Genomic DNA, 19435 nt, shown 5'->3' on the forward strand with positions numbered 1-19435 from the left:
GACGCCGACACTTCGGACCGCTCTGACTCGTCTGGTGGCAGTATTTCCTCGGCCGTCTCGTCCGTCAAAGGAAGTGCGGACAGCGTGGTAGGACGCGTTGGCGCGCTGGTCTCCTCTAAGGCACATCAAGCCCGCGCCGCTGCTCAGCCCACGCCGGCCGTAGCTCCCCTGCCACTTCCAGCCGTCGACCCGGCAGCCATCCCGGCACCATTGCCGGCGACAGCTGGGCCGGCCGCACAGCCGTCGGTCGTTGCGCCTCCGCCCCCGCCTCCCACTCCGCCGGCGCCAACACCTGTGGCCGTCGTTGCCCCGGTTGTGTCGGACATTGTGGAGCCCGTTGACGCCGCGCTCGGCGGGGCGATTCCCGACGACACCCTGGCTGGGATTGCCGATCCCGTTGCCTCCGTTGCTGATGGGGCGCTGACGGACGCGGCCGAAACTATCGGCTCGCCGATCGCGGAGATCGTGAAGCCAGTTGCCGAGGTCGTGAAACCAGTCACAGACGCCGTGAGCCCGGTGACCGAGGCTCTCCCGGTTGAGCTTCCCGTCGAGCCAGTCACAGACGTGCTCGTGCAGACACCTCCTCTGACTGCGCCGATCGCTGCGCCCGCCAAGGACGTCGTGGCTGGCATTGTCGCGGATCCAAAACCGCTACCCGCAGTTGGCCTCGCCGTAACGGGACAAATTTCCGCAGGTCCGGCGGCCCCGCCTGGCATAACCGCCGGGCCCGTCGTGGTGTCCGCGGCGCCTGTCCAACCGGCCGCTGCATCGCCGGCTACTTTCAGCCACTCTATTGCGCCGAAACCCGCCAGCCCCACGGGGTCTGCCCCGAAGGTTCCGGCCGGCGGAGACTCCCCATCCGGTGGCGACGGCACGTCGTCTCCCGAGGCGCTGCTTCCCTCTCCCGCCTCAGGCTCGGGTAGTGGCACGTCCTCCAGCGGTCCTTCGGCTTCGGCAGCCTGGCTGAACAACCCCTTTGAATACCTGCCGCTCATGGGCTTTGTCCCTGTCAGCGGACCTCTTCAGCATGTTCCTTCGCCGGTGGCCATCGACCCCGGCTCCTCTCCTGACTAGTTGGGCCACCTCTGCCTCGCTGCGGCAGACACACGGCCAATCAGGTTGCCATGAGCACCTGACAACAACTTTTCAGGAGACATCACAATGCACCAGACAGTTCGCAGGGGCCTACTGGGCACCCTCTTTGCCGGAGGGTTGCTAGCCCTCGGCGCTACCGCGGCCAGCGCGGATACCACTGCCACGGGCGCGGTCAACATCGCGTCCGAAACCGTTTCGGCGGACCTTAATGCTTCGACGTCGCTGGGTCTGCTGGGTGGCCCAGCGCCGTCGAATTCTTCCGCGGTCAGCGTTAATGCCGACCTCGACCTCAACACCGGTACCCCAAACGGCAGCACCAGCGCCGTGGCACCGGCCGCGACCGCCCTGGTCGACGTCAACCTCGGAAACACGGCGGCGACCGGTGCCGCCCCGGCTGCCCCCGCAGCCAACGTGGCAGCCGCCGCCGACATCAACCTCGGTGGAACGGGTACCGGAACCGGAGCTGTCGCTCCTGCGACCGACGCCACCGCCCTGGTCGACGTCAGCCTCGGTGGGACAGGCACCGGAACCGGGGCTGTCGCTCCTGCGGCTGATGCCACCGCCGTTGTCGACGTGAACCTCGGCAACACCGCAGTCACGGGAACCGACACCACCGTTCCCGCCACCGACGCCACCGCCCTGGTCGACGTGAACCTCGGTGGGACAGGCACCGGAACCGGAGCTGTCGCTCCTGCCGCTGACGCCACCGCCCTGGTGGACGTGAACCTCGGCAACACCGCAGTGACAGGGACCGACACCACCGTTCCCGCCACCGACGCCACCGCCCTGGTCGACGTGAACCTCGGCAACACCGCAGTGACAGGGACCGACACCACCGTTCCCGCCAGCAGCGTGGCAGCCGCCGCCGACATCAACCTCGGTGGAACGGGTACCGGAACCGGAGCTGTCGCTCCTGCGACCGACGCCACCGCGGTGGTCGACGTCAACCTCGGCAACACGACCGGAACGGGTAGCACCACTCCGGCCGCCGACGTGGCAGCCGCTGTCGCCGTCAACCTGGGTGGAACCGCAACCGGAACCGGAACCACCATCCCCGACGCGACCGCCGTCGTCGACGTCAACCTCGGTAACACCGGTGTCCTCGGAGATGGTGCTGACGGCACCCTCGCCGACGCTCTCGTCGACATCAGCCTTGGCACCAACAGCGGCACCGGAACCGGAACCACCATTCCCGACGCGACCGCCGTCGTCGACGTCAACCTCGGCAACACGGGTTCCCTGGGAACTGGTGCGGAAGGCACCGTTGACCTCGGGCTCGGCACGGGTGCTGGTGCAGCCGTGGACCTGGGTGTCGACTTGGGCATCGGACTTGGCGCAGGAACTGTAACGACGCCGCCCGCTACTGATCCGGGTGACGGAACCGGCAACGGCTCCGATCCGGGCGACGGAACGGACGGAACCGGAACGGATGGAACCGGTACCGATGGAGCAGGAACGGGAGCCGACGGCACGGGCACTGACGGAACTGGCACCGGCACCGCCGGAACTGACGGCAGCGGATCCGGCACCGGCACGGCCGGTGGATCCGCAACCGGCGCTGGCACCGTGACCACCACGGCTGGCGCTGCCATCCTGCCCGCGGGCTCGGTGACCACGGGCGTATCCGCGTCGGAGAGCACGGCATCTATGGCCAACGGAAACATGGCCACCGCACAGCAGACGCTCGCCAACACGGGAGCCGACGCTGGGCTGCTGCCACTCGCCCTGGTCCTGCTCGCCATCGGCGCACTCCTGGTGATCCGCAGGAGGAAGGCCTAGCAGCCCGGATCCTGTCCGGACAGGAGTAACTGCCCTTCGTCGGCGGTCCGCATCACGGCAGTCCTCTGGACTTCCGGATCCGGGCCCCCGGCGAGGCCGTGCCCCCGCCTGCGCGCCATCCAGGCACCGTAGCGCCAGCCAGCAACCAGTCAGACAGCCACCCAGATAGCCAGCGGCCTGAATTACTAAGTACACGTATTATCCTTAACACCGAGCCAGAGCTGATAAGGACGGCAACGTGTTAGAAGAATCGCCCAGCGGGGTGACTACGGATGTACTGGGCGGGCGCTACCGGCTGGGCAAGGTGATCGGACGAGGCGGCATGTCGTCGGTCTATGCGGCCAGGGACCAGAACCTGGGCCGGGACGTTGCCCTGAAACTCTTCGCGCCGCAGGCCGCAGATGCCGATGAACTGAAAAGGCAGGAAGCCGAGATCAGGCTCCTGGCAACCCTGAACCATCCCAGCCTTGTCACCCTTTTCGACGCCGGCGTGGATACCCGCGTGCCTGACCAGCCCCGTCCCTTCCTGACCATGGAACTCGTGGAGGGCCAGGACCTGCGCAGCCGCATCCGGCACAGCCGCGTTCCGCTCGACGAGCTGTCCGTCGTCGGCGCCGGGGTGGCCGATGCCCTCGCCTACGTTCACGGGCTGGGCATCATCCACCGCGACATCAAGCCCGCCAACATTCTCCTCGTGCAGGTACGCCCCGGCGAGCCGGTGCGGCCCAAGCTAACAGACTTCGGCATTGCCCGGATCGCCGACGGCACCCGCCTCACGGCCACCGGCACCATGGTGGGCACGGCAGCGTACCTAAGCCCCGAGCAGGCAATGGGCTCCCCGCTTTCCCCCGCGTCGGACATCTATTCGCTGGGCCTCGTGCTGTTGGAATGCATCAAGGGCACGGTTGAGTACCCGGGCGGCGCGGTGGAGTCGGCAGTGGCACGGCTGCACCGTGCCCCGGAAATCCCTGGTGACCTGCCCACGGAATGGCAGCACCTGCTGGCCTCCATGACCGCGCTCGAGCCGCTGGAGCGGCCCTCCGCCTCGGATCTGGAAGCGGCCCTCCGGCACGCGCTCGTTTCACCGGAATCCGCCCCAGCAGACCTGGCCGGGGAGCACACCCGGGTACTCCCGGCGTTGCCGTCCCGGCCGCCGTCAGTTCTCCCGTCCGGGCCTTCCGGGACATCCGTGGCACCCGGTCTCTCCGAGACGCAGTCCACTGCCAAGACAACAGCAAAAACACCAGCGAGCCGGACATCAGCGCGCCCCGCCGGCCGGCCCGCCGGCGCGAAAAGGCGCCGGCGCTTCCGGATCGGCGCCGCCCTCGCCGCGGCAGTCCTGCTCGGCGGAGCCGCAGCGGTGACCGTCGCCGCCAACTCACCGGTAACGCCCGACGTCGTCCCTTACCCCAGCGTGAGCGGCACCTTGGGTGACCATCTCGTGGAGCTGCAAAGGAGCGTTGAACCATGACCCCAAGCCAGGCACCGGCCGCATGGCGCCGGGCGATGGCCGCCCTCACGGGGTTCACGTTGGCAGCCGCACTGGCAGGCTGCGGCGGCGCCGCCCCGGAGCTCGGAACGGACGCGGCTGCAAAGCTTCAGGAGCGGGTTCTTGAGGTCACCAGGTCTGCTGCGGTTAGCAACCCCGCCGCCGCCCTGAAGTCGCTGGCTCGCCTGTCCTCTGAGCTTGATGCTGCGGCGGCTGCCGGGCAAGTTTCCTTCAAACGCCACCGGAGCATTTCGGCGGCCATCAACTCCGTGCGGGCCGACCTCACAGCAGCGCAGGCAGCCAAGAACGCCGCTGCCCAGGCTGCCGCAGCGAAGGCCACGGCAGCCCCGAAGCCGTCACCGACGACTGCGCCGGCTGCCGTAGTCCCGGTCCCCGTCCCCGCGCCGTCCCCCGCAAACAGTGGAAGGCAAGGCAACTCCGGGAAGGGCAGCTCGGAGAGGAAAGGGGACAAGGGTTCGGGCAAGAACAAGGACTAGCCCGCCGTGGGCCAGTCCTTGTTCGTCAAACCTCAAGGACGTTTCTCCGCCCTTTAGGAACATTCGCCCGTCAGGAAGTCGCTGCCGGGAAACGCTCCCACGCCCGGTGGGCGGCCAACAGCTCCTGGATCTGCGAAACCACCGGCTCGGCACTGTCGCCCCGCACCACGCCTGCTGCGTCGTCCGGGATGCTCGCCGCGTCCACACCGGCAGAGCCTGACCCCCACGCGCCGATGGCCTTGGCGTGGCGGAAGGCCTCTGACAGCAGGAGCACCACGCGCGGATCAAGCGAAGCACCGGGATCACCGGCTTTCGCGTCCAGCCCCTGTTCGGCGTCGTCCGCCGGCGCCCCGGATCCTGCCACGATGACGGCGTCGAACTCGGTGGAGCGGGCGGTGAGATAGGTCCGCTGAACCGGGATCCCGCCGTCGGCCTCTCCCCCGAGCGTCCCGCCGGACGGTGCGATCACCAGCGGAACGATGCCGGCGTCGTCGAGCGCCTTGCGGGCGTCCCGGACAGCCTCGAGGTCACTGGACTCGTCCGCCACGATGCCGACGACGCGGCCTGCGACCGGCCAGGTCTTCCCCAGCTGGGACAGGGCCGGGCTGGGCTGGGCATCCGGCACGTCCTCGGTGGCCTCGGGAGCAGGCATCCCCAGCCCCCGGGCCACGGCGGCGCACAGCGCGGCATCGATGTTGGCCAGGGCCAGAAGCTGGCGCTCACGGACCGGCTTCTCGTAGCACTTGCCCAGCTCGAACGTGTAGGCCTGGATCACATGGTCCTGCTCTACCGGACTGAGGCTGCGGAAGAACAGCCGGGGCTGGCTGTAGTGGTCGTCAAAAGAGGCCGGGTTCTTCCGTTGCTTGATGGCCTCCGCCACCGCTTCCGGAACATCCACGAACGCCCCGAGGTCTGCGCCGGCCTTGAACGGGCAGCCGCCGTCGAGGGAATTGGGCCGGTACGGGGCAACACCGGAATGGACGGCTGTCTGGTGCATGCCGTCGCGCAGCATGTCGTTCACCGGGGCGTGGGGCCGGTTGATGGGGATCTGAGCGAAGTTCGGCCCGCCCAGCCGCGAAATCTGGGTGTCCAGGTAGGAGAACAGCCTGACCTGCAGCAGCGGATCGTTGGTGACGTCAATGCCCGGCACGAGGTGCCCGGGGTGGAAGGCTACCTGCTCCGTCTCGGCGAAGTAGTTCACCGGGTTGGCGTTGAGCGTCATCAGCCCGATCGGCTGCACGGGGGCCAGCTCCTCGGGCACGAACTTCGTGGGATCCAGCAGGTCGATCCCCTCGAACATCTGGTCCTCGGTGTCCGGGAAGGTCTGGATTCCCAGTTCCCATTCCGGGTAGGCGCCAGCCTCGATCGCGTCGGCCAGGTCCCGCCGGTGGAAGTCCGGGTCCATGCCGTTGATGATCTGGGCCTCCTCCCAGACCAGCGAGTGCACGCCCTGCTTCGGCTTCCAGTGGAACTTGACGAGCGTCGTGGCGCCTTCGGCGTCAACCAGGCGGAAGGTGTGGACGCCGAAGCCTTCCATGGTGCGGTACGAACGCGGGATGCCCCGGTCGGACATGTTCCACATGGTGTGCGCCTGCGCCTCGGTGTGCAGGGACACGAAGTCCCAGAACGTGTCGTGAGCGCTCTGGGCCTGCGGAATTTCGCGGTCCGGGTGCGGCTTTGCGGCGTGCACTATGTCCGGGAACTTGATCCCGTCCTGGATGAAGAACACCGGAATGTTGTTGCCCACAAGATCGTACGTTCCTTCATCGGTGTAGAACTTGGTGGAGAATCCGCGGGTGTCCCGGACCGTGTCGGCGGAGCCGCGCGAGCCGAGGACCGTGGAAAACCTGACGAACACTGGCGTTTCCACGTCCTTGGCGAGGAAGCCTGCGCGGGTGATGTTCGCCGCCGTGCCGTATGAGCGGAATACGCCGTGCGCGCCGGCACCCCGGGCATGCACCACGCGCTCCGGAATCCTCTCGTGGTCGAAGTGGGTGATCTTCTCCCGGAGGTGGTGGTCCTGCAGCAGGATCGGTCCCCGCGGCCCGGCCTTCAGTGAGTGGTCGGTGTCCGCCAGCCGGAGCCCCTGCGCGGTGGTCAGGTACTGGCCGGACTGCGCCCGGGAGTGTTCCGGCGCACCCGTGGGGCTGCCGGTCGGAGACACCGCTTCCGGCCCCTGCTGGTCCGGTTTGGGCGGCAAGGGTTCCCGCGGGTTCGTGGGTTCGACGACGGCGGGTTGCTCGCCTGCCGGCGCTCCCGGAATGTTGATTGCTGTTTCTTCAGGCACAGAGATGATCCTTTCCGAAGCGGCGGCCTAACCGGACTCGGCCTTGGGCGTTGGGCACCCGGCCGAAAGATAAGCCTGCTTAGTACCCTAGGAAATCCCGGGCCCGCCCACAACCGCGTCCGTCATTTGGGCAGTCCACGCTTCATAGTCAGCAGCCTTACCTTCTCTCTTCAAATGCCGACTGCTTCCCGCTACCTTGGAGATGTTCCATCCGAACAAGGCAATCAGAACCACGGGCCCATCCGCCCGTACGCTGAAGGAGTGAACCAAGCATGGCAACTGTCCAGGAATCGATCACTGTCGATGTCCCCGTACGCCAGGCCTACAACCAATGGACCCAGTTTGAGGATTTCCCCAATTTCATGAGCGGAGTGGACGCCGTCCGCCAGCTCGATGACACCACTGTTCATTTCGAAACCAGCATTGCCGGTGTGAAGCGCGAGTACGACGCCCAGATCACCGTCCAGGAGCCGGACCAGCGCGTCACGTGGGAGAGCCTGAACGAGCCACGCAACTCGGGCACCGTTTGGTTTGAGTCCCTCGGCGACAATGAAACCAAGGTGAATGTGGAGCTGACCTGGGAGCCTGAATCGGCAGTGGAGAAGCTTGGTGCGGCCACCGGACTCGATTCCCGGCAGGTCGCCTCGGACCTGAGGAAGTTCAAGAAGTTCATCGAGGAACGCGATACGGAAACGGGCGCCTGGCGTGAAAGCGTGAGCGGTGGCGAGGTGGAAGGTGACGCCGGTTCCACAGGAGTTGGCACAGGCGCCGGAACAACGGGAGCCGGAACGCCCGGCGCCGGAACAACGGGAGCCGGAACGCCCGGCGCCGGAACAACGGGAGCCGGAACGCCCGGCGTCGGACCAACGGGAGCCGGAGCGGCCGGCGTCGGCATGGGTGCTACGGCGGCAGGAGGCAACGGTGACCCGGGCGCAAGCACCGGCTACTCCGAGGGTGCCGGCATGGACGCAGTCCCGGGCCGCAGCTACGAGTCCGGTGACGCGTACGACGCCGCGGCAACGGAACGGCCGGTGGATGCGGACCCGGACATGGCGGTCGACGCCCCCTACGGGGAAGACGACGGCACTGGTGAGCCGCGGAACGAAACCCGGCACACGGACACGCGCCGCGACGATATCCCCGACAGGTAGGTCACCCGACAGGTAACTCAGGGTTCAGGCGGGCAGTCCCCGGCAAGCAAGGAAGCGCCCCGTCACTCCAACGAGTGGCGGGGCGCTTCTCAGCTCGGTAGCTCGGTAGCTCGGCCGCGGGGCCGGAGACCTAGCTCAGGCTGGCGACGATCTTGTTGAGGGTGGCGGACGGCCGCATGACGGCGGCAGCCTTCTCGGCGTCCGGGCGGTAGTAGCCGCCGATGTCCACCGGCTGGCCCTGGACGCCCAGCAGTTCGGAAACGATGGCCTCCTCGTTGGAGGTCAGCGCGTCGGCGACCGATGCGAAGGAGGCTGCCAGTTCTGCGTCCTCGGTCTGCTTGGCCAGTTCCTGTGCCCAGTACTGGGCCAGGTAGTAGTGGCTGCCGCGGTTGTCGATCTCGCCGGCCTTGCGGCTCGGGGACTTGTTCTCCAGCAGGAACGTGCCGGTGGCGCGGTCCAGGGTGTCGGCCAGGACCTGGGCGCGGGCGTTGTCCGTGGTGGTGGCCAGGTGCTCGAAGCTGACGGCCAGTGCCAGGAACTCACCCAGGCTGTCCCAGCGCAGGTGGTTTTCCTTCAGCAGCTGCTGGACGTGCTTCGGGGCGGAGCCGCCGGCACCGGTCTCGAAGAGGCCGCCGCCGTTGATCAGCGGAACGATGGACAGCATCTTGGCGCTGGTGCCCAGTTCCAGGATCGGGAACAGGTCCGTCAGGTAGTCGCGGAGCACGTTGCCGGTGACGGAGATGGTGTCTTCGCCCTTGCGGATGCGCTCCAGGGTGAAGGCGGTGGCCTTCACCGGGGACAGGATCTCGATCTGCAGGCCCTCGGTGTCGTGCTCCTGCAGGTATTCGCGGACCTTCTCGATGAGCTTGGCGTCGTGCGCGCGGGTCTCGTCGAGCCAGAACACAGCGGGGGTCTGGGAGGCGCGGGCGCGGTTCACGGCCAGCTTCACCCAGTCGCGGATGGGGAGGTCCTTGGTCTGGCAGGCGCGCCAGATGTCACCCGGGGCAACTTCGTGTTCGATCAGGACGCTGCCCGAGCCGTCAACCACCTGGATCTTGCCGGGAACCTGGGCCTCGAAGGTCTTGTCGTGGCTGCCGTACTCTTCGGCGGCCTGGGCCATGAGGCCAACGTTCGGGACGGTGCCCATGGTGGTGGGGTCGAAGGCGCCGTTGGCGCGGCAGTCGTCGATGACAACCTGGTAGATGCCGGCGTAGGAGCTGTCCGGGAGGACTGCCAGGGTGTCGGCTTCCTTGCCGTCCGGGCCCCACATGTGGCCGGAGGTGCGGATCATGGCGGGCATGGACGCGTCCACGATGACGTCGCTGGGGACGTGCAGGTTGGTGATGCCCTTGTCGGAGTCGACCATGGCGATTGCCGGGCCTTCTTCGAGGCCCTTCTTGATGGCGGCCTGGACGCCTTCGCGGACGTCCTCGGGCAGCTCCTCCAGTCCGTTGAGGATGGAGGCGAGGCCGTTGTTGGCGCTGAGGCCGGCCGCGGCAAGCTGCTTGCCGTAGGTGTCGAACAGCTCGGAGAAGTAAGCCTTCACCACGTGGCCGAAGATGATGGGGTCGGAGACCTTCATCATGGTGGCCTTCAGGTGTGCGGAGAAGAGCACACCCTCTTCCTTGGCGCGGACAACCTGTGCTGCCAGGAATTCGTCCAGGGCGGCGGCGCGCATCACGGTGCCGTCGATGACCTCGCCGGCGAGGACCGGGAAGGCCTTCTTCAGGACCTTGACGGTGCCGTCCTCGCGGACCAGCTGGATTTCGATGGTGCCGTCGGCCGGGATAACCACGGACTTCTCGTTGGAGCGGAAGTCGTCGGCGTCCATGTGTGCCACGTTGGTCTTGGACTCGGGGGTCCAAGCACCCATGGAGTGCGGGTTCTGGCGGGCGTAGTTCTTGACAGACAGCGGTGCGCGGCGGTCGGAGTTGCCTTCACGCAGGACCGGGTTCACGGCGGAGCCCTTGATCTTGTCGTAGCGGGACCGGATGGCTGTCTCTTCGTCGGACGTGGGGTTGTCCGGGTAGTCCGGCAGCTTGTAGCCCTGCGACTGCAGCTCGGCAATGGCGGCCTTCAGCTGCGGCACGGATGCGCTGATGTTGGGGAGCTTGATGATGTTGGCTTCCGGCTTCTTCGCCAGTTCACCGAGTTCAGCCAGGGCGTCGCCGATCCGCTGCTCTTCAGTGAGGTAGTCGCCGAAGACGGCGATGATGCGGCCGGCCAGCGAAATGTCGCGGGTCTCCACCTGCACACCTGCCGTGGAGGCGAACGCCTCAATGATCGGCAGGAACGAATATGTGGCCAGCATCGGCGCTTCGTCGGTGTGGGTATAGATAATTTTGGCCATGCTCGGGCGTCTCCCTGAAGGTCGGCTTGTATCTGGTATTCCGGCTATTTCACCAACCTTTAACTTACCCGAGGTGTACCGGATGAACCTTACCCGGACGGCCGGATGCCCTTCCATGACCCCATTCCCGTGACTTCCGCCACACTATCCATTGTCCCCGGCGCGGAGGAGCTCTAATCTTTCTCTCATAAAGGAATACCGCTTCGGCGGCTGAACTGAGTTGTACCCCTTGCGGCAGGGGCAGATCAGCACCACCCCTACCTGGCAAACAAAACTTGAAACGTTACTAACAGAGCTTGTCATCCCCGGGTAGGTCAATCAGTCACCCGGCGTGCCTCCCAGGCCCGCCCCACCTGATAGGTAGGACCGCAATGACGAGCAAAAAGACTCTGGCCGGCAGCCTTCTGAGCCTTTCCACAGGCCTGCTGCTGGCACTGAGCGCCATCGGCGGCGCAACGGCCTCTTCTGCAACGTCGCAGGACTCAACTCAACTGCAGGTCGCAAGCACCCCCGTGTCCAGCCCGCAGGGCTACTGGACACCCGAGCGCATGCGCGCCGCCGTTCCCGGCGATGTGCTGGCTGCCAAGGCCGTGGCCCGGCAGGACAACAAAGGCCCCTCGTCCGATGCCGCAGTGGAGTCGGGAGCCTTAACGAGATTTGCCGGCACCGCCGCGCAGACCCCGGTCACCACTGCCCTGCACACAAATGAAGCCCCGGTGAAGCACGTCGGCAAGGTCTTCTTCACCCTCGCCGGAAACAACTACGTCTGCTCCGGAAACTCCATCGCTGCCCAGAACAAGAGCCTCGTGGCCACAGCTGGCCACTGCGTTAATGAGGGGCCCGGCGCCTTCGCCACCAACTGGGTCTTCGTTCCCGGCTACGTCAACGGGAAGGCCCCCTACGGTCAGTGGCCGGCCCGGTCACTGCACGCCGCACGGAACTGGACGTCCGGCGGCGACATCCGGTACGACACCGGTTTCGCCGTGGTTGCCCGGGTGGGAGGCAAGTCCCTGGCCGACGTGGTGGGGGCGTCCGGCGTCGAGTTCAACCAGCCCCGCGGCCTGACATACAAGTCGTTTGGCTACCCGGCCGCGGCCCCGTTCACCGGCCAGACCCTGGTCAGCTGCACGGGCACGGCGCGGGATGACACCATCAACCCGCAGTTCAACTCCCAGGGCATTTCGTGCGACATGACGGGCGGTTCCTCGGGCGGCCCGTGGTTCGCCCAGGGCGACACGGACGCTGTGAGCGGGGCGGACGGCTTCCAGAACTCAGTCAACAGTTACGGCTATGGAACGAATTCCACCACGATGTTCGGGCCGTTCTGGGGCTCAACCACCATGAAGGTCTACGACACTGCACAGAGGAAATAGTGCCCAGAGGAAATAAGGATGACGCGGGCTCCTCGGGCGATGTGGTGAGCCACAGCGTCAGCGAGGCGCCTGAGGAGATCCTGTCCTATTGGACCCCGGAACGGATGGCCGAAGCGGTCCCCCGGGACATCCGGTTGCCGGATCCGGAGGATGGGAGCCCCAAGCCGAAAGAAGGTAGCCCAAGTTAAAGCCCGACGGCGGCCGTCCCCTTAAGGGGGCAGCCGCCGTCGGGCTTTACTTCCGGAGTGGAAGCTTTGCCTTGGCGCACGCCGAGGCGGTGGGGACTAGTGGAAGAAGTGGCGGGCGCCGGTGAAGTACATGGTGATGCCCGCAGCGTTGGCCGCAGCGACGACTTCCTCGTCACGGACCGAGCCGCCGGGCTGCACCACGGCCTTCACGCCGGCGTCGATCAGGATCTGAAGGCCGTCGGCGAACGGGAAGAATGCGTCGGAGGCTGCCACTGCGCCGCGTGCGCGCTGGGGTGCTCCGCTTGCATCGGCGTTGGTGGCGCCGCCGGCACCTTCGACGTCTGACTCGACCTGCACGCCCAGCGTGTTGGCCCGCTCAACGGCGAGCTTGCAGGAGTCCAGGCGGTTGACCTGGCCCATGCCGATGCCCACTGCGGCGCCGTTGGAGGCGAGCAGGATCGCGTTGGACTTGGCCGCGCGGCAGGCGGTCCAGGCGAAGGCGAGGTCGGCCAGCGTGGCGTCGTCAGCGGCTTCGCCGGCTGCAAGAGTCCAGTTGGCGGGGTTGTCGCCGTCCGCGTCTACCTTGTCGGTGACCTGGACGAGCACACCGCCGGAGACCTGGCGGATTTCGGCCGGGTAGCGGCCGTAGCCTTCGGGCAGCGCCAGCAGGCGGATGTTCTTCTTCTTGGAGAGGATCTCCACCGCCTCGGGCTCGAAGCCGGGGGCGATGACCACCTCGGTGAAGATGCCGGCCACGGTCTGGGCCATGCCGGCGGTGACCGTGCGGTTGGCCGCGATGACGCCGCCGAAGGCGGAGACGGGGTCGCAGGCGTGGGCCTTGGCGTGGGCGTCGGCGATCGGGTCTGCAGCGTCAGGGGACGCCACTGCCACGCCGCAGGGGTTGGCGTGCTTGATGATGGCCACGGCGGGCTCGGCGAAGTCGTAGGCGGCGCGGAGTGCTGCGTCGGCATCCACGAAGTTGTTGTAGCTCATGGCCTTGCCGTGGATCTGGTCTGCCTGGGCGATGCCCGCGGGGGCTGCCTTGTCGACATAGAGAGCGGCCTGCTGGTGCGGGTTCTCGCCGTAGCGCAGCACCTCGGAGCGTTCCAGCGCGAGGCCGGCGTAGGCAGGCCAGTCGATGACGCCGTCGCCGTCCTCGTCGAGGAACTGGCTGGCGGTCCAGGTGGCTACGGCGGTGTCGTAGGTGGCGGTGTGCGCGAACGCCTTCGCGGCGAGCCGGCGGCGGGTCTTGAGGTCGAAGCCCCCTTCAGCGGCGGCGCGGACCACGTCGCCGTAGAACGTCGGGTCCACCACAATGGCGACGGCGGCGTGGTTCTTGGCGGCGGAGCGCACCATGGCGGGCCCTCCGATGTCGATCTGCTCCACGACGTCGTCCTGCGCGGCGCCGGACTTGACCGTCTCCACGAACGGGTAGAGGTTCACCACGACGAGGTCGAAGGCCTCGATCTCCATCTTGGCGAGGGTCTCCATGTGGGCGGGGACGCGGCGGTCGGCGAGGATGCCGCCGTGGACGCGCGGGTGCAGGGTCTTGACCCGGCCATCGAGCATCTCGGGGGAACCGGTGACCTCTTCGACTTCCTGGACCGGAATGCCGGCCGCAGCGATCTTCTTGGCGGTCGAGCCGGTGGAAACAATTTTGACGCCTGCTGCGTGCAGGCCCTTGGCGAGCTCCTCCAGACCGGTTTTGTCGTATACCGAGATCAGGGCCCGGCGGATGGGAACACGGTCAAGCTGCGTCAAGCTCACAAAAGTCTCCGTCTTTATCTCGCGGTTGATGTGCCGCGGTTGGTGGGGATACGGCCCAGTTTATCGTGTCGACGGACCCCCTCCTGCTGGCGGGCCCAGTGTGAAGGCCGGGCTGTTCCCGACGCGGGGGCGGGCGTGGGGGCGGGCGCCGGGGCGGGCGTGGGGGCGGGCGCTCCCGGGGCATGCGCAACGTAAGGTTTAAGCAGGAGGCCGAGATGAACATTTACACCGCTGTGCCCAGTGGCGAGCAGGTAGTCCAGGAGCTGCCGTGGCGCTGGAAAGTGCAGGGCCGGATCTTCGTGATCGGCGGCCTGGGATTCATGTTCGATGCCTGGGACGTCACCCTCAACGGCATCCTCATTCCGCTGCTGTCCACGCACTGGAGCCTCACCCCGGGCGAGGCCGGCTGGATCGGCACGGCGAATCTGATCGGCATGGCGCTGGGTGCCTTCATCTGGGGCACCATCGCGGACACCATCGGGCGCAGGAAGGCCTTCACGGCCACGCTGCTGATCTTCTCGCTTTTCACGGTCCTCGGCGCCTTCTCCCCCGACTTCCTCTGGTTCTGCGTGTTCCGCTTCATGGCCGGGTTCGGCCTGGGCGGCTGCATTCCCGTGGACTACGCCTTGGTGGGTGAGTTCACGCCGCGCCGGCAGCGCGGCAGGGTCCTCACCGCCATGGACGGCTGGTGGCCTGTGGGTGCGGCGCTCTGCGGGTTCGTATCCGCCTGGCTCGTCGCCGCCTTTGCCGACTGGCGCCTGACCATGCTCGTTATGGTGCTGCCTGCCCTGCTGGTGTTCTGGGTGCGGCGCAGCGTTCCCGAGTCGCCGCTGTTCCTGATCCGCAAGGGCCGCCGTGAGGAGGCCGCCCGGGTGATTGACAGCCTGGTGGAGGCCACCGGCGCCGAGGCCCGGGCCTACAGCCTGCCCGAGCCGCAGGCTGTACCGCGGCTTTCCGCTGGCAGCGCGTGGCAGCAGCTGCGCGGGGTCTGGCAGTTCAACTGGAAGATCACGGCTGCTGCGTGGGCGCTGTTCATGAGCATCCTGCTGGTCTACTACCTGTCCCTCACATGGATGCCGCGGATCCTGATCGGCGCCGGGTTCGCCGAATACAAGGCGTTCCTGACGACGGCGGGGATGGCCGCCGTCGGACTCCTTGGCGTGATCGCGGCAGCGCTGCTCGTTGAGCGCGTGGGCCGCAAGTGGCTGCTGGCCATCACGGGACCGCTGTCCGCGCTCATCCTGGTGGTTGTGGCGTTCGTGGTGGACGTGCCCACGGCGGCGGTGTTCTGGCTGCTGGTGTTCGGGTTCGTGGTGCAGGTGGCCATCCCGGTGCTCTACACCTACGTGTCCGAGCTGTACCCCACGGAGCTGCGCGGCAGTGGCTTCGGCTGGGCGTCCACGTTCTCGCGGCTGGGGGCAGGCTTCGGCCCGCTCATTTTCGCGAACTACTTCTGGCCGCAGCTGGGGCTCGCCACTTCCTTCGCCCTCGCCGGCGGCCTGGTGGTCCTGTCCGTCCTGTGGATGGCGTTCTTCTCCCCCGAAACCCGCCAGCGCCGCCTCGAGTAGGTGCCTCTGTCCCCCAACTGACTCGCAGTTGTTGTCGTTTTGAGCCCTCAAAACGACAACAACTGCGAGTCACTTGGGTTACGGGCCACGCATCCGGAAGCGAGAAGCTGTTGCGCCGGACCGCTCTGATGTCGGAGGCAGCGGCTAATCTCCGGCAGGAAGGCTGGGGACCGACTCCGGCCATGGTTGGGAGGCCGAATGACTGCGAATGAGACGTCCTCAGGTTCGAGGCCTGATCACAGCACTGTCAGCGAAGTTCGAGGCTGGGTTGGGAATCGAGTTCGCCGGGCGGAAGTGGCCATGCAGGGATAGTGTGTCGCACCGCGGCAAACAGGAGACAGATGGAACTTTGATCTCGTGTCTGTATCTCCGAAGGGCATGGACTTTCTGTCCTGCACAATCTGGGAGGGCCAGGCTCCCAAGATCGATTCAAAGCTGCAAGAAACCGGACTTGCCCTGGAACAAGCCATGACGGCGGGAATGACGCTCAAACTGACCGGGACCACGTGGTTGGGCAAAGACGGCAAGGTAGGCGTGACCGTGGTGGCGATCGAGCCGGAGTTCGTGCGTCACGGTAGCCTCTACCTGGAGGACAAGAAGGCCATGGCCGCGTTGATGGCGGCTGGCGTGGCCAGCGAACGTTTGTGCGAGAGCTTCACTCACGACAACCCCAAGTCCGCCTTCCGCAACTTTGATCGCAAGCCTATGCGCGTACTGGTTCTGGGGCCCGCGGGGGCCCAGGGCATTGGCGATTTTGAGCGGCGTCTCCGCAATAGTAGGACTTCTTCGCCGAAGGTCGTCTACCGTGCTCTGTCCTGGACCCTTGGTGGCAATATACGAACCGTACAGGCGCATCTTGACGACGCGTACCGCCAAAAAATCGATCTGGTCCTTCTCGTTCAAGGTGGGGTCACTGGAGTATGCTCCGTGGCTACGAACGTGAAGACCTCGCCATTGCCATTCACCGCTCTCTCGTCCCCGTGGCAACAGCGGTTGGCCATGATGCCAATGTTTCTTTAGCGGACCGAGCCGCCAAGCTGTCTTTCATGACGCCGACGGCAGCAGCGGAAGCAATTGGAAACGCGTTGGACTACCAGCAATACCGGCAGAGGAACGGTGTCCGAGAGGCTGCTGCGCAGGAAAAGCGGAAGGCGGACCTCGCCGCAAAGACGGCCGAACGGGCAACTTTCACGGGAAAGATCCGTGACCTGAAGACCGAGGTTCAATGCCTGGAGAAAAAGTTGGCCAAGGCCCTGCGGGATACAGACCTTTCCCAGATGCAGCGCAGCGCGGATGTGCACCGGGCAACCTCTGCTCATAACCAGGACCTCCTGGAATCGGCGATGCAGCGGGTTCGGTTCATTTCGCGGCTGGCAACAGCGGCCACCTTGGTCGCAGTCGCCACGCTGATCGCTGGCACCCATGAGCTTATGGGCCTACTCCGGATCGATAGAGGTCCAGCCGAGCAATGGTTGTACGCGACCTCGCTCGCCCTACTCGGAGCAGCCCTGGTGCTCAGACAACGAGTGGCGAGACGAAACACCACGCGTCCATCGGCGACGCCCATGAAGCGCCCGCCCGCGAATGCGGATACATGGCGATTCGCCATCAAAAGGGTCCGTACCATCAGAGGTCTGCGCAAACTTCGCCACCACACCCCGCTATAGCTCCCCAACTGACTCGCAGTTGTTGTCGTTTTGAGCCCTCAAAACGACAACAACTGCGACTCACTTGGGTGACCAGCCCCTGCTGAGCAGCGCGGCGCGGACTTTCGCGACGGCGGGCCGAGCATCGTTCTGCATGTGGCGCTTCGAGATTCTGATGACCAGCCAGCCTGCACGGCTGTAGTCCTCCTCCCGGGCTATATCCCGAATGATCTGCTCGGCCCGAGAATGGCCCTCGCCCTCGTATTCCACGGCGACCTGATGTTCGGGATAGCCGATGTCGGGCTGACGTACGACGCCGGAACACAGTTCGGTGCGCACGTTCAGGTACGGTTCCGGCAGGCCAGCCTGCGCTAACGCCAGCCGCAGCCGCGTTTCCGGCGCAGAATCTGCACCGACACGTGCCAAGTCCAAGGCGAGCCTCGCCTTCCGGATGCCCGGCGTACCTTTGTGCCTGTCCAGCATGTCGGCCAACTGCTCGAGGGTTGAGTGCGGCTCTTCTCTGGCTTCAAACTCGGGCCGGGGAATTCGCACGAGATGGTCTGCCACCACGGTCAGCTCATCAACCGTCATCTTCCGTGCGATGTCCAGCCATGTCCGGACTCTGCTCGTCACCAGCAGTCCGTCAACACACACGATTTCGTCGTCGAAGAACTGTCCCACATGGCCGATGACGCCCGTGCGCCGGGGAATGGCCAACGTATCCGGCCGGGAGATGTGGACGCGCGGATCCTGTTGACCGGGCAGGAACCCAGGGAACTGCCAGAAGGTGAAGGCGGTGGCGTGGGATGCGGCCGAAAACTCGGTCACCCGCGTGAACGGTCGAATAGTCTCCGGCGTGCACGGCTCCGCCGGCGCAAGGGCGGCGGATCCATAATTGGGTACCCTGACGCCCCGGCTGGGTGTGTACAGCGCTTCATGCCGCAGCCGCCGCAGGCTGACACCGGCGGCGGCCGCTTCCTGGCAGGTGAACGGGGCTATGGCCAGTGACTCGGGAAGAGGACGAGGGGTCTTCACGGGACCATGGTCGCAAATCCGGAACTCGCTTCCGCGGTTATCCACAGGCCAATGTGCCGCTAGGCCAACTGACTGGCAGTTGTTGTCGTTTTGAGGGCTGAAAACGACATTAAATGCGAGCTAGTTGGGGGACTTCGCCGCGGAAGCGTACTCCGCAGCCAGCGACGCGAGCGTGGAGACCAGGAGCCGGCGCTCCACCACCTTGATCCGTTCGTGCAGGGTTTCCTCGGTGTCAGCGTCCTCGATGGCCACCGCCTCCTGCGCGATGATGGGCCCGGTGTCCACGCCGGCATCGGCCCAGTGGACGGTGCAGCCCGTGACCTTCACGCCGTAGGCCATGGCGTCGCGGACTCCGTGGGCGCCGGGGAAGGACGGCAGCAGGGCGGGGTGCGTGTTGAGGTATTTTCCGTCAAAGGCGTCAATGAACTCGGGGCTCACGATCCGCATGAAGCCTGAGGACACCACCACATCGGGCTGGTACGCGGCAACGGCTTCCGTCAGCGCGGCGTTCCACTCCGCGCGGTCCTGGTATGCCTTGAAGTCCACCACGAACGTGTCGATCCCGGCGGCGGCTGACCGCTCCACGCCGTAGGTTCCCGGGCGGTCCGCGCCCACCGCGGCGATTTCAACATCGAGGTCCCCGGCTTGAACGGCGTCAATGACGGCTTGGAGGTTGGAACCGGTTCCGGAAACGAGGACTACTATGCGCATTGCTCAAGCTTAGGCGGCCGCTCGCGTAGGCTGGAAAACATGAACCCCACTCCGGGCCCCCAGGGGTCGCAGCGGACCGCGCGTCCGCTCAGCGAGGAAGCCAAAGCCTCGCTCCAGAAGACGCACACGCTGTTCCGCATGTTCATTGTGGCCGTACTGGGCGCGTTCTTCGTGTTCCAGCTGGACATCGCCTACCTCTGGCTCACGGCCATTCTGACCGCGGCCGGCATCGCGCTGGGGATCATCGTGCTCATCCGGGCCATCCGGTTCAAGGAATCCAAACTGGTGCTCTTCGGCACCATCTCCGGCCTGGTGGTTACCGCCGTCATGATCCTCCTGGTCCTTACCTCGGCGCTGTTCTTCAACCAGGTACGGGACTTCCAGCAGTGCTCCCGCCAGGCACTGACCAGCAAGGCAAGCACGGAATGCCGGGTCCAGCTGGAGAACTCGCTGCCCGCACCGCTCAGGCAACCTGTGCGCTAGAGCCGCCCCGGCGCGG

The 19435-nt window shown here is 66.1% G+C and carries 15 protein-coding genes; 10 read left to right on the top strand and 5 right to left on the bottom strand.

Translation table 11 applies throughout. The features are described from left to right. Positions 1-294 precede the first annotated feature (294 nt). The 4 genes from AC57BR_RS06735 to AC57BR_RS06750 all read left to right on the top strand — a co-directional run bounded on the left by AC57BR_RS06735 (position 295) and on the right by AC57BR_RS06750 (position 4860). Positions 295-1074 carry a hypothetical protein gene (locus tag AC57BR_RS06735; RefSeq protein ID WP_496358990.1) on the top strand — a complete coding sequence of 260 codons (780 nt, stop codon included), beginning with the start codon at positions 295-297 and terminating at the stop codon, positions 1072-1074. An 87-nt stretch (positions 1075-1161) separates the two neighbouring features. After that, entirely contained in the window at positions 1162-2874 is a 1713-nt protein-coding gene (locus AC57BR_RS06740; RefSeq protein ID WP_496358991.1) for a hypothetical protein, read from the top strand. A gap of 238 nt (positions 2875-3112) precedes the next feature. Further along, positions 3113-4345: a serine/threonine-protein kinase gene (locus AC57BR_RS06745; protein WP_496358992.1), complete on the top strand. Its 1233-nt coding sequence runs from the start codon at positions 3113-3115 to the stop codon at positions 4343-4345. Beyond that, positions 4342-4860 (top strand): mucin-associated surface protein, encoded by a 519-nt coding sequence (locus AC57BR_RS06750; RefSeq protein WP_496358993.1) that lies wholly within the window; start codon positions 4342-4344, stop codon positions 4858-4860. Before AC57BR_RS06745 ends, AC57BR_RS06750 begins: the two co-directional genes overlap by 4 nt. A gap of 70 nt (positions 4861-4930) precedes the next feature. On the opposite strand, the gene AC57BR_RS06755 is transcribed toward AC57BR_RS06750, so the two are convergent. Further along, complete coding sequence (locus AC57BR_RS06755; protein ID WP_496358994.1) at positions 4931-7147, bottom strand: catalase; 2217 nt, start codon at positions 7145-7147, stop codon at positions 4931-4933. Positions 7148-7419: 272 nt separating this feature from the next. Here AC57BR_RS06755 and AC57BR_RS06760 point away from each other — a divergent pair, with 272 nt between their 5' ends. Then, a complete protein-coding gene (locus AC57BR_RS06760; RefSeq protein WP_496358995.1) occupies positions 7420-8298 on the top strand; it encodes an SRPBCC family protein in 879 nt (292 codons plus the stop codon). A gap of 130 nt (positions 8299-8428) precedes the next feature. Here the strand turns inward: AC57BR_RS06760 and AC57BR_RS06765 are convergent, their stop codons facing one another. Continuing rightward, the gene (locus AC57BR_RS06765) at positions 8429-10648 is read right to left on the bottom strand and encodes an NADP-dependent isocitrate dehydrogenase (protein WP_496358996.1); all 2220 of its coding nucleotides are present in this window, start codon (positions 10646-10648) and stop codon (positions 8429-8431) included. A 371-nt stretch (positions 10649-11019) separates the two neighbouring features. Between AC57BR_RS06765 and AC57BR_RS06770 the strand changes: the two genes are divergently transcribed. Continuing rightward, the gene (locus tag AC57BR_RS06770; RefSeq protein WP_496358997.1) at positions 11020-12021 is read left to right on the top strand and encodes a trypsin-like serine peptidase; all 1002 of its coding nucleotides are present in this window, start codon (positions 11020-11022) and stop codon (positions 12019-12021) included. 284 nt (positions 12022-12305) lie between these two features. Here the strand turns inward: AC57BR_RS06770 and purH are convergent, their stop codons facing one another. Continuing rightward, complete coding sequence (gene purH, locus AC57BR_RS06775) at positions 12306-13976, bottom strand: bifunctional phosphoribosylaminoimidazolecarboxamide formyltransferase/IMP cyclohydrolase (RefSeq protein ID WP_496358998.1); 1671 nt, start codon at positions 13974-13976, stop codon at positions 12306-12308. A gap of 215 nt (positions 13977-14191) precedes the next feature. On the opposite strand from purH, the gene AC57BR_RS06780 reads away from it, so the two are divergent. The 3 genes from AC57BR_RS06780 (at position 14192) to AC57BR_RS06790 (ending at position 17211) form a co-directional block, all read left to right on the top strand. Then, a complete protein-coding gene (locus AC57BR_RS06780) occupies positions 14192-15544 on the top strand; it encodes an MFS transporter (protein ID WP_496358999.1) in 1353 nt (450 codons plus the stop codon). A 357-nt stretch (positions 15545-15901) separates the two neighbouring features. Beyond that, positions 15902-16564 (top strand): hypothetical protein, encoded by a 663-nt coding sequence (locus AC57BR_RS06785; protein WP_496359000.1) that lies wholly within the window; start codon positions 15902-15904, stop codon positions 16562-16564. Then, positions 16465-17211 (top strand): exodeoxyribonuclease VII large subunit, encoded by a 747-nt coding sequence (locus AC57BR_RS06790; RefSeq protein WP_496359001.1) that lies wholly within the window; start codon positions 16465-16467, stop codon positions 17209-17211. The genes AC57BR_RS06785 and AC57BR_RS06790 overlap by 100 nt, the downstream gene beginning before the upstream one ends. Before the next feature lie 60 nt (positions 17212-17271). Here AC57BR_RS06790 and AC57BR_RS06795 read toward each other — a convergent pair whose 3' ends face one another. Together AC57BR_RS06795 and purN are read right to left on the bottom strand one after the other, a co-directional pair. After that, entirely contained in the window at positions 17272-18018 is a 747-nt protein-coding gene (locus AC57BR_RS06795; RefSeq protein ID WP_496359002.1) for a putative endonuclease domain-containing protein, read from the bottom strand. Positions 18019-18345: 327 nt separating this feature from the next. Continuing rightward, entirely contained in the window at positions 18346-18936 is a 591-nt protein-coding gene (purN, locus tag AC57BR_RS06800; protein ID WP_496359003.1) for a phosphoribosylglycinamide formyltransferase, read from the bottom strand. Between the two features lie 39 nt (positions 18937-18975). On the opposite strand from purN, the gene AC57BR_RS06805 reads away from it, so the two are divergent. After that, positions 18976-19419, top strand: coding sequence for a hypothetical protein (locus tag AC57BR_RS06805; protein WP_496359004.1), 444 nt, complete (start codon positions 18976-18978; stop codon positions 19417-19419). Positions 19420-19435 lie beyond the last annotated feature (16 nt).

It is taken from the genome of Arthrobacter sp. BGA-UO-ETr-C19 (assembly GCF_059568005.1).

What these genes read in the sequence shown, in the direction of transcription:
- AC57BR_RS06740 (WP_496358991.1), top strand. Translation starts at nt 1,162, where the DNA reads ATGCACCAGACAGTTCGCAGGGGCCTACTGGGCACCCTCTTTGCCGGA.
- AC57BR_RS06750 (WP_496358993.1), top strand. Translation starts at nt 4,342, where the DNA reads ATGACCCCAAGCCAGGCACCGGCCGCATGGCGCCGGGCGATGGCCGCC.
- AC57BR_RS06760 (WP_496358995.1), top strand. Translation starts at nt 7,420, where the DNA reads ATGGCAACTGTCCAGGAATCGATCACTGTCGATGTCCCCGTACGCCAG.
- AC57BR_RS06765 (WP_496358996.1), bottom strand. Translation starts at nt 10,648, where the DNA reads ATGGCCAAAATTATCTATACCCACACCGACGAAGCGCCGATGCTGGCC.
- AC57BR_RS06770 (WP_496358997.1), top strand. Translation starts at nt 11,020, where the DNA reads ATGACGAGCAAAAAGACTCTGGCCGGCAGCCTTCTGAGCCTTTCCACA.
- AC57BR_RS06780 (WP_496358999.1), top strand. Translation starts at nt 14,192, where the DNA reads ATGAACATTTACACCGCTGTGCCCAGTGGCGAGCAGGTAGTCCAGGAG.
- AC57BR_RS06790 (WP_496359001.1), top strand. Translation starts at nt 16,465, where the DNA reads ATGCTCCGTGGCTACGAACGTGAAGACCTCGCCATTGCCATTCACCGC.
- purN (WP_496359003.1), bottom strand. Translation starts at nt 18,936, where the DNA reads ATGCGCATAGTAGTCCTCGTTTCCGGAACCGGTTCCAACCTCCAAGCC.
- AC57BR_RS06805 (WP_496359004.1), top strand. Translation starts at nt 18,976, where the DNA reads ATGAACCCCACTCCGGGCCCCCAGGGGTCGCAGCGGACCGCGCGTCCG.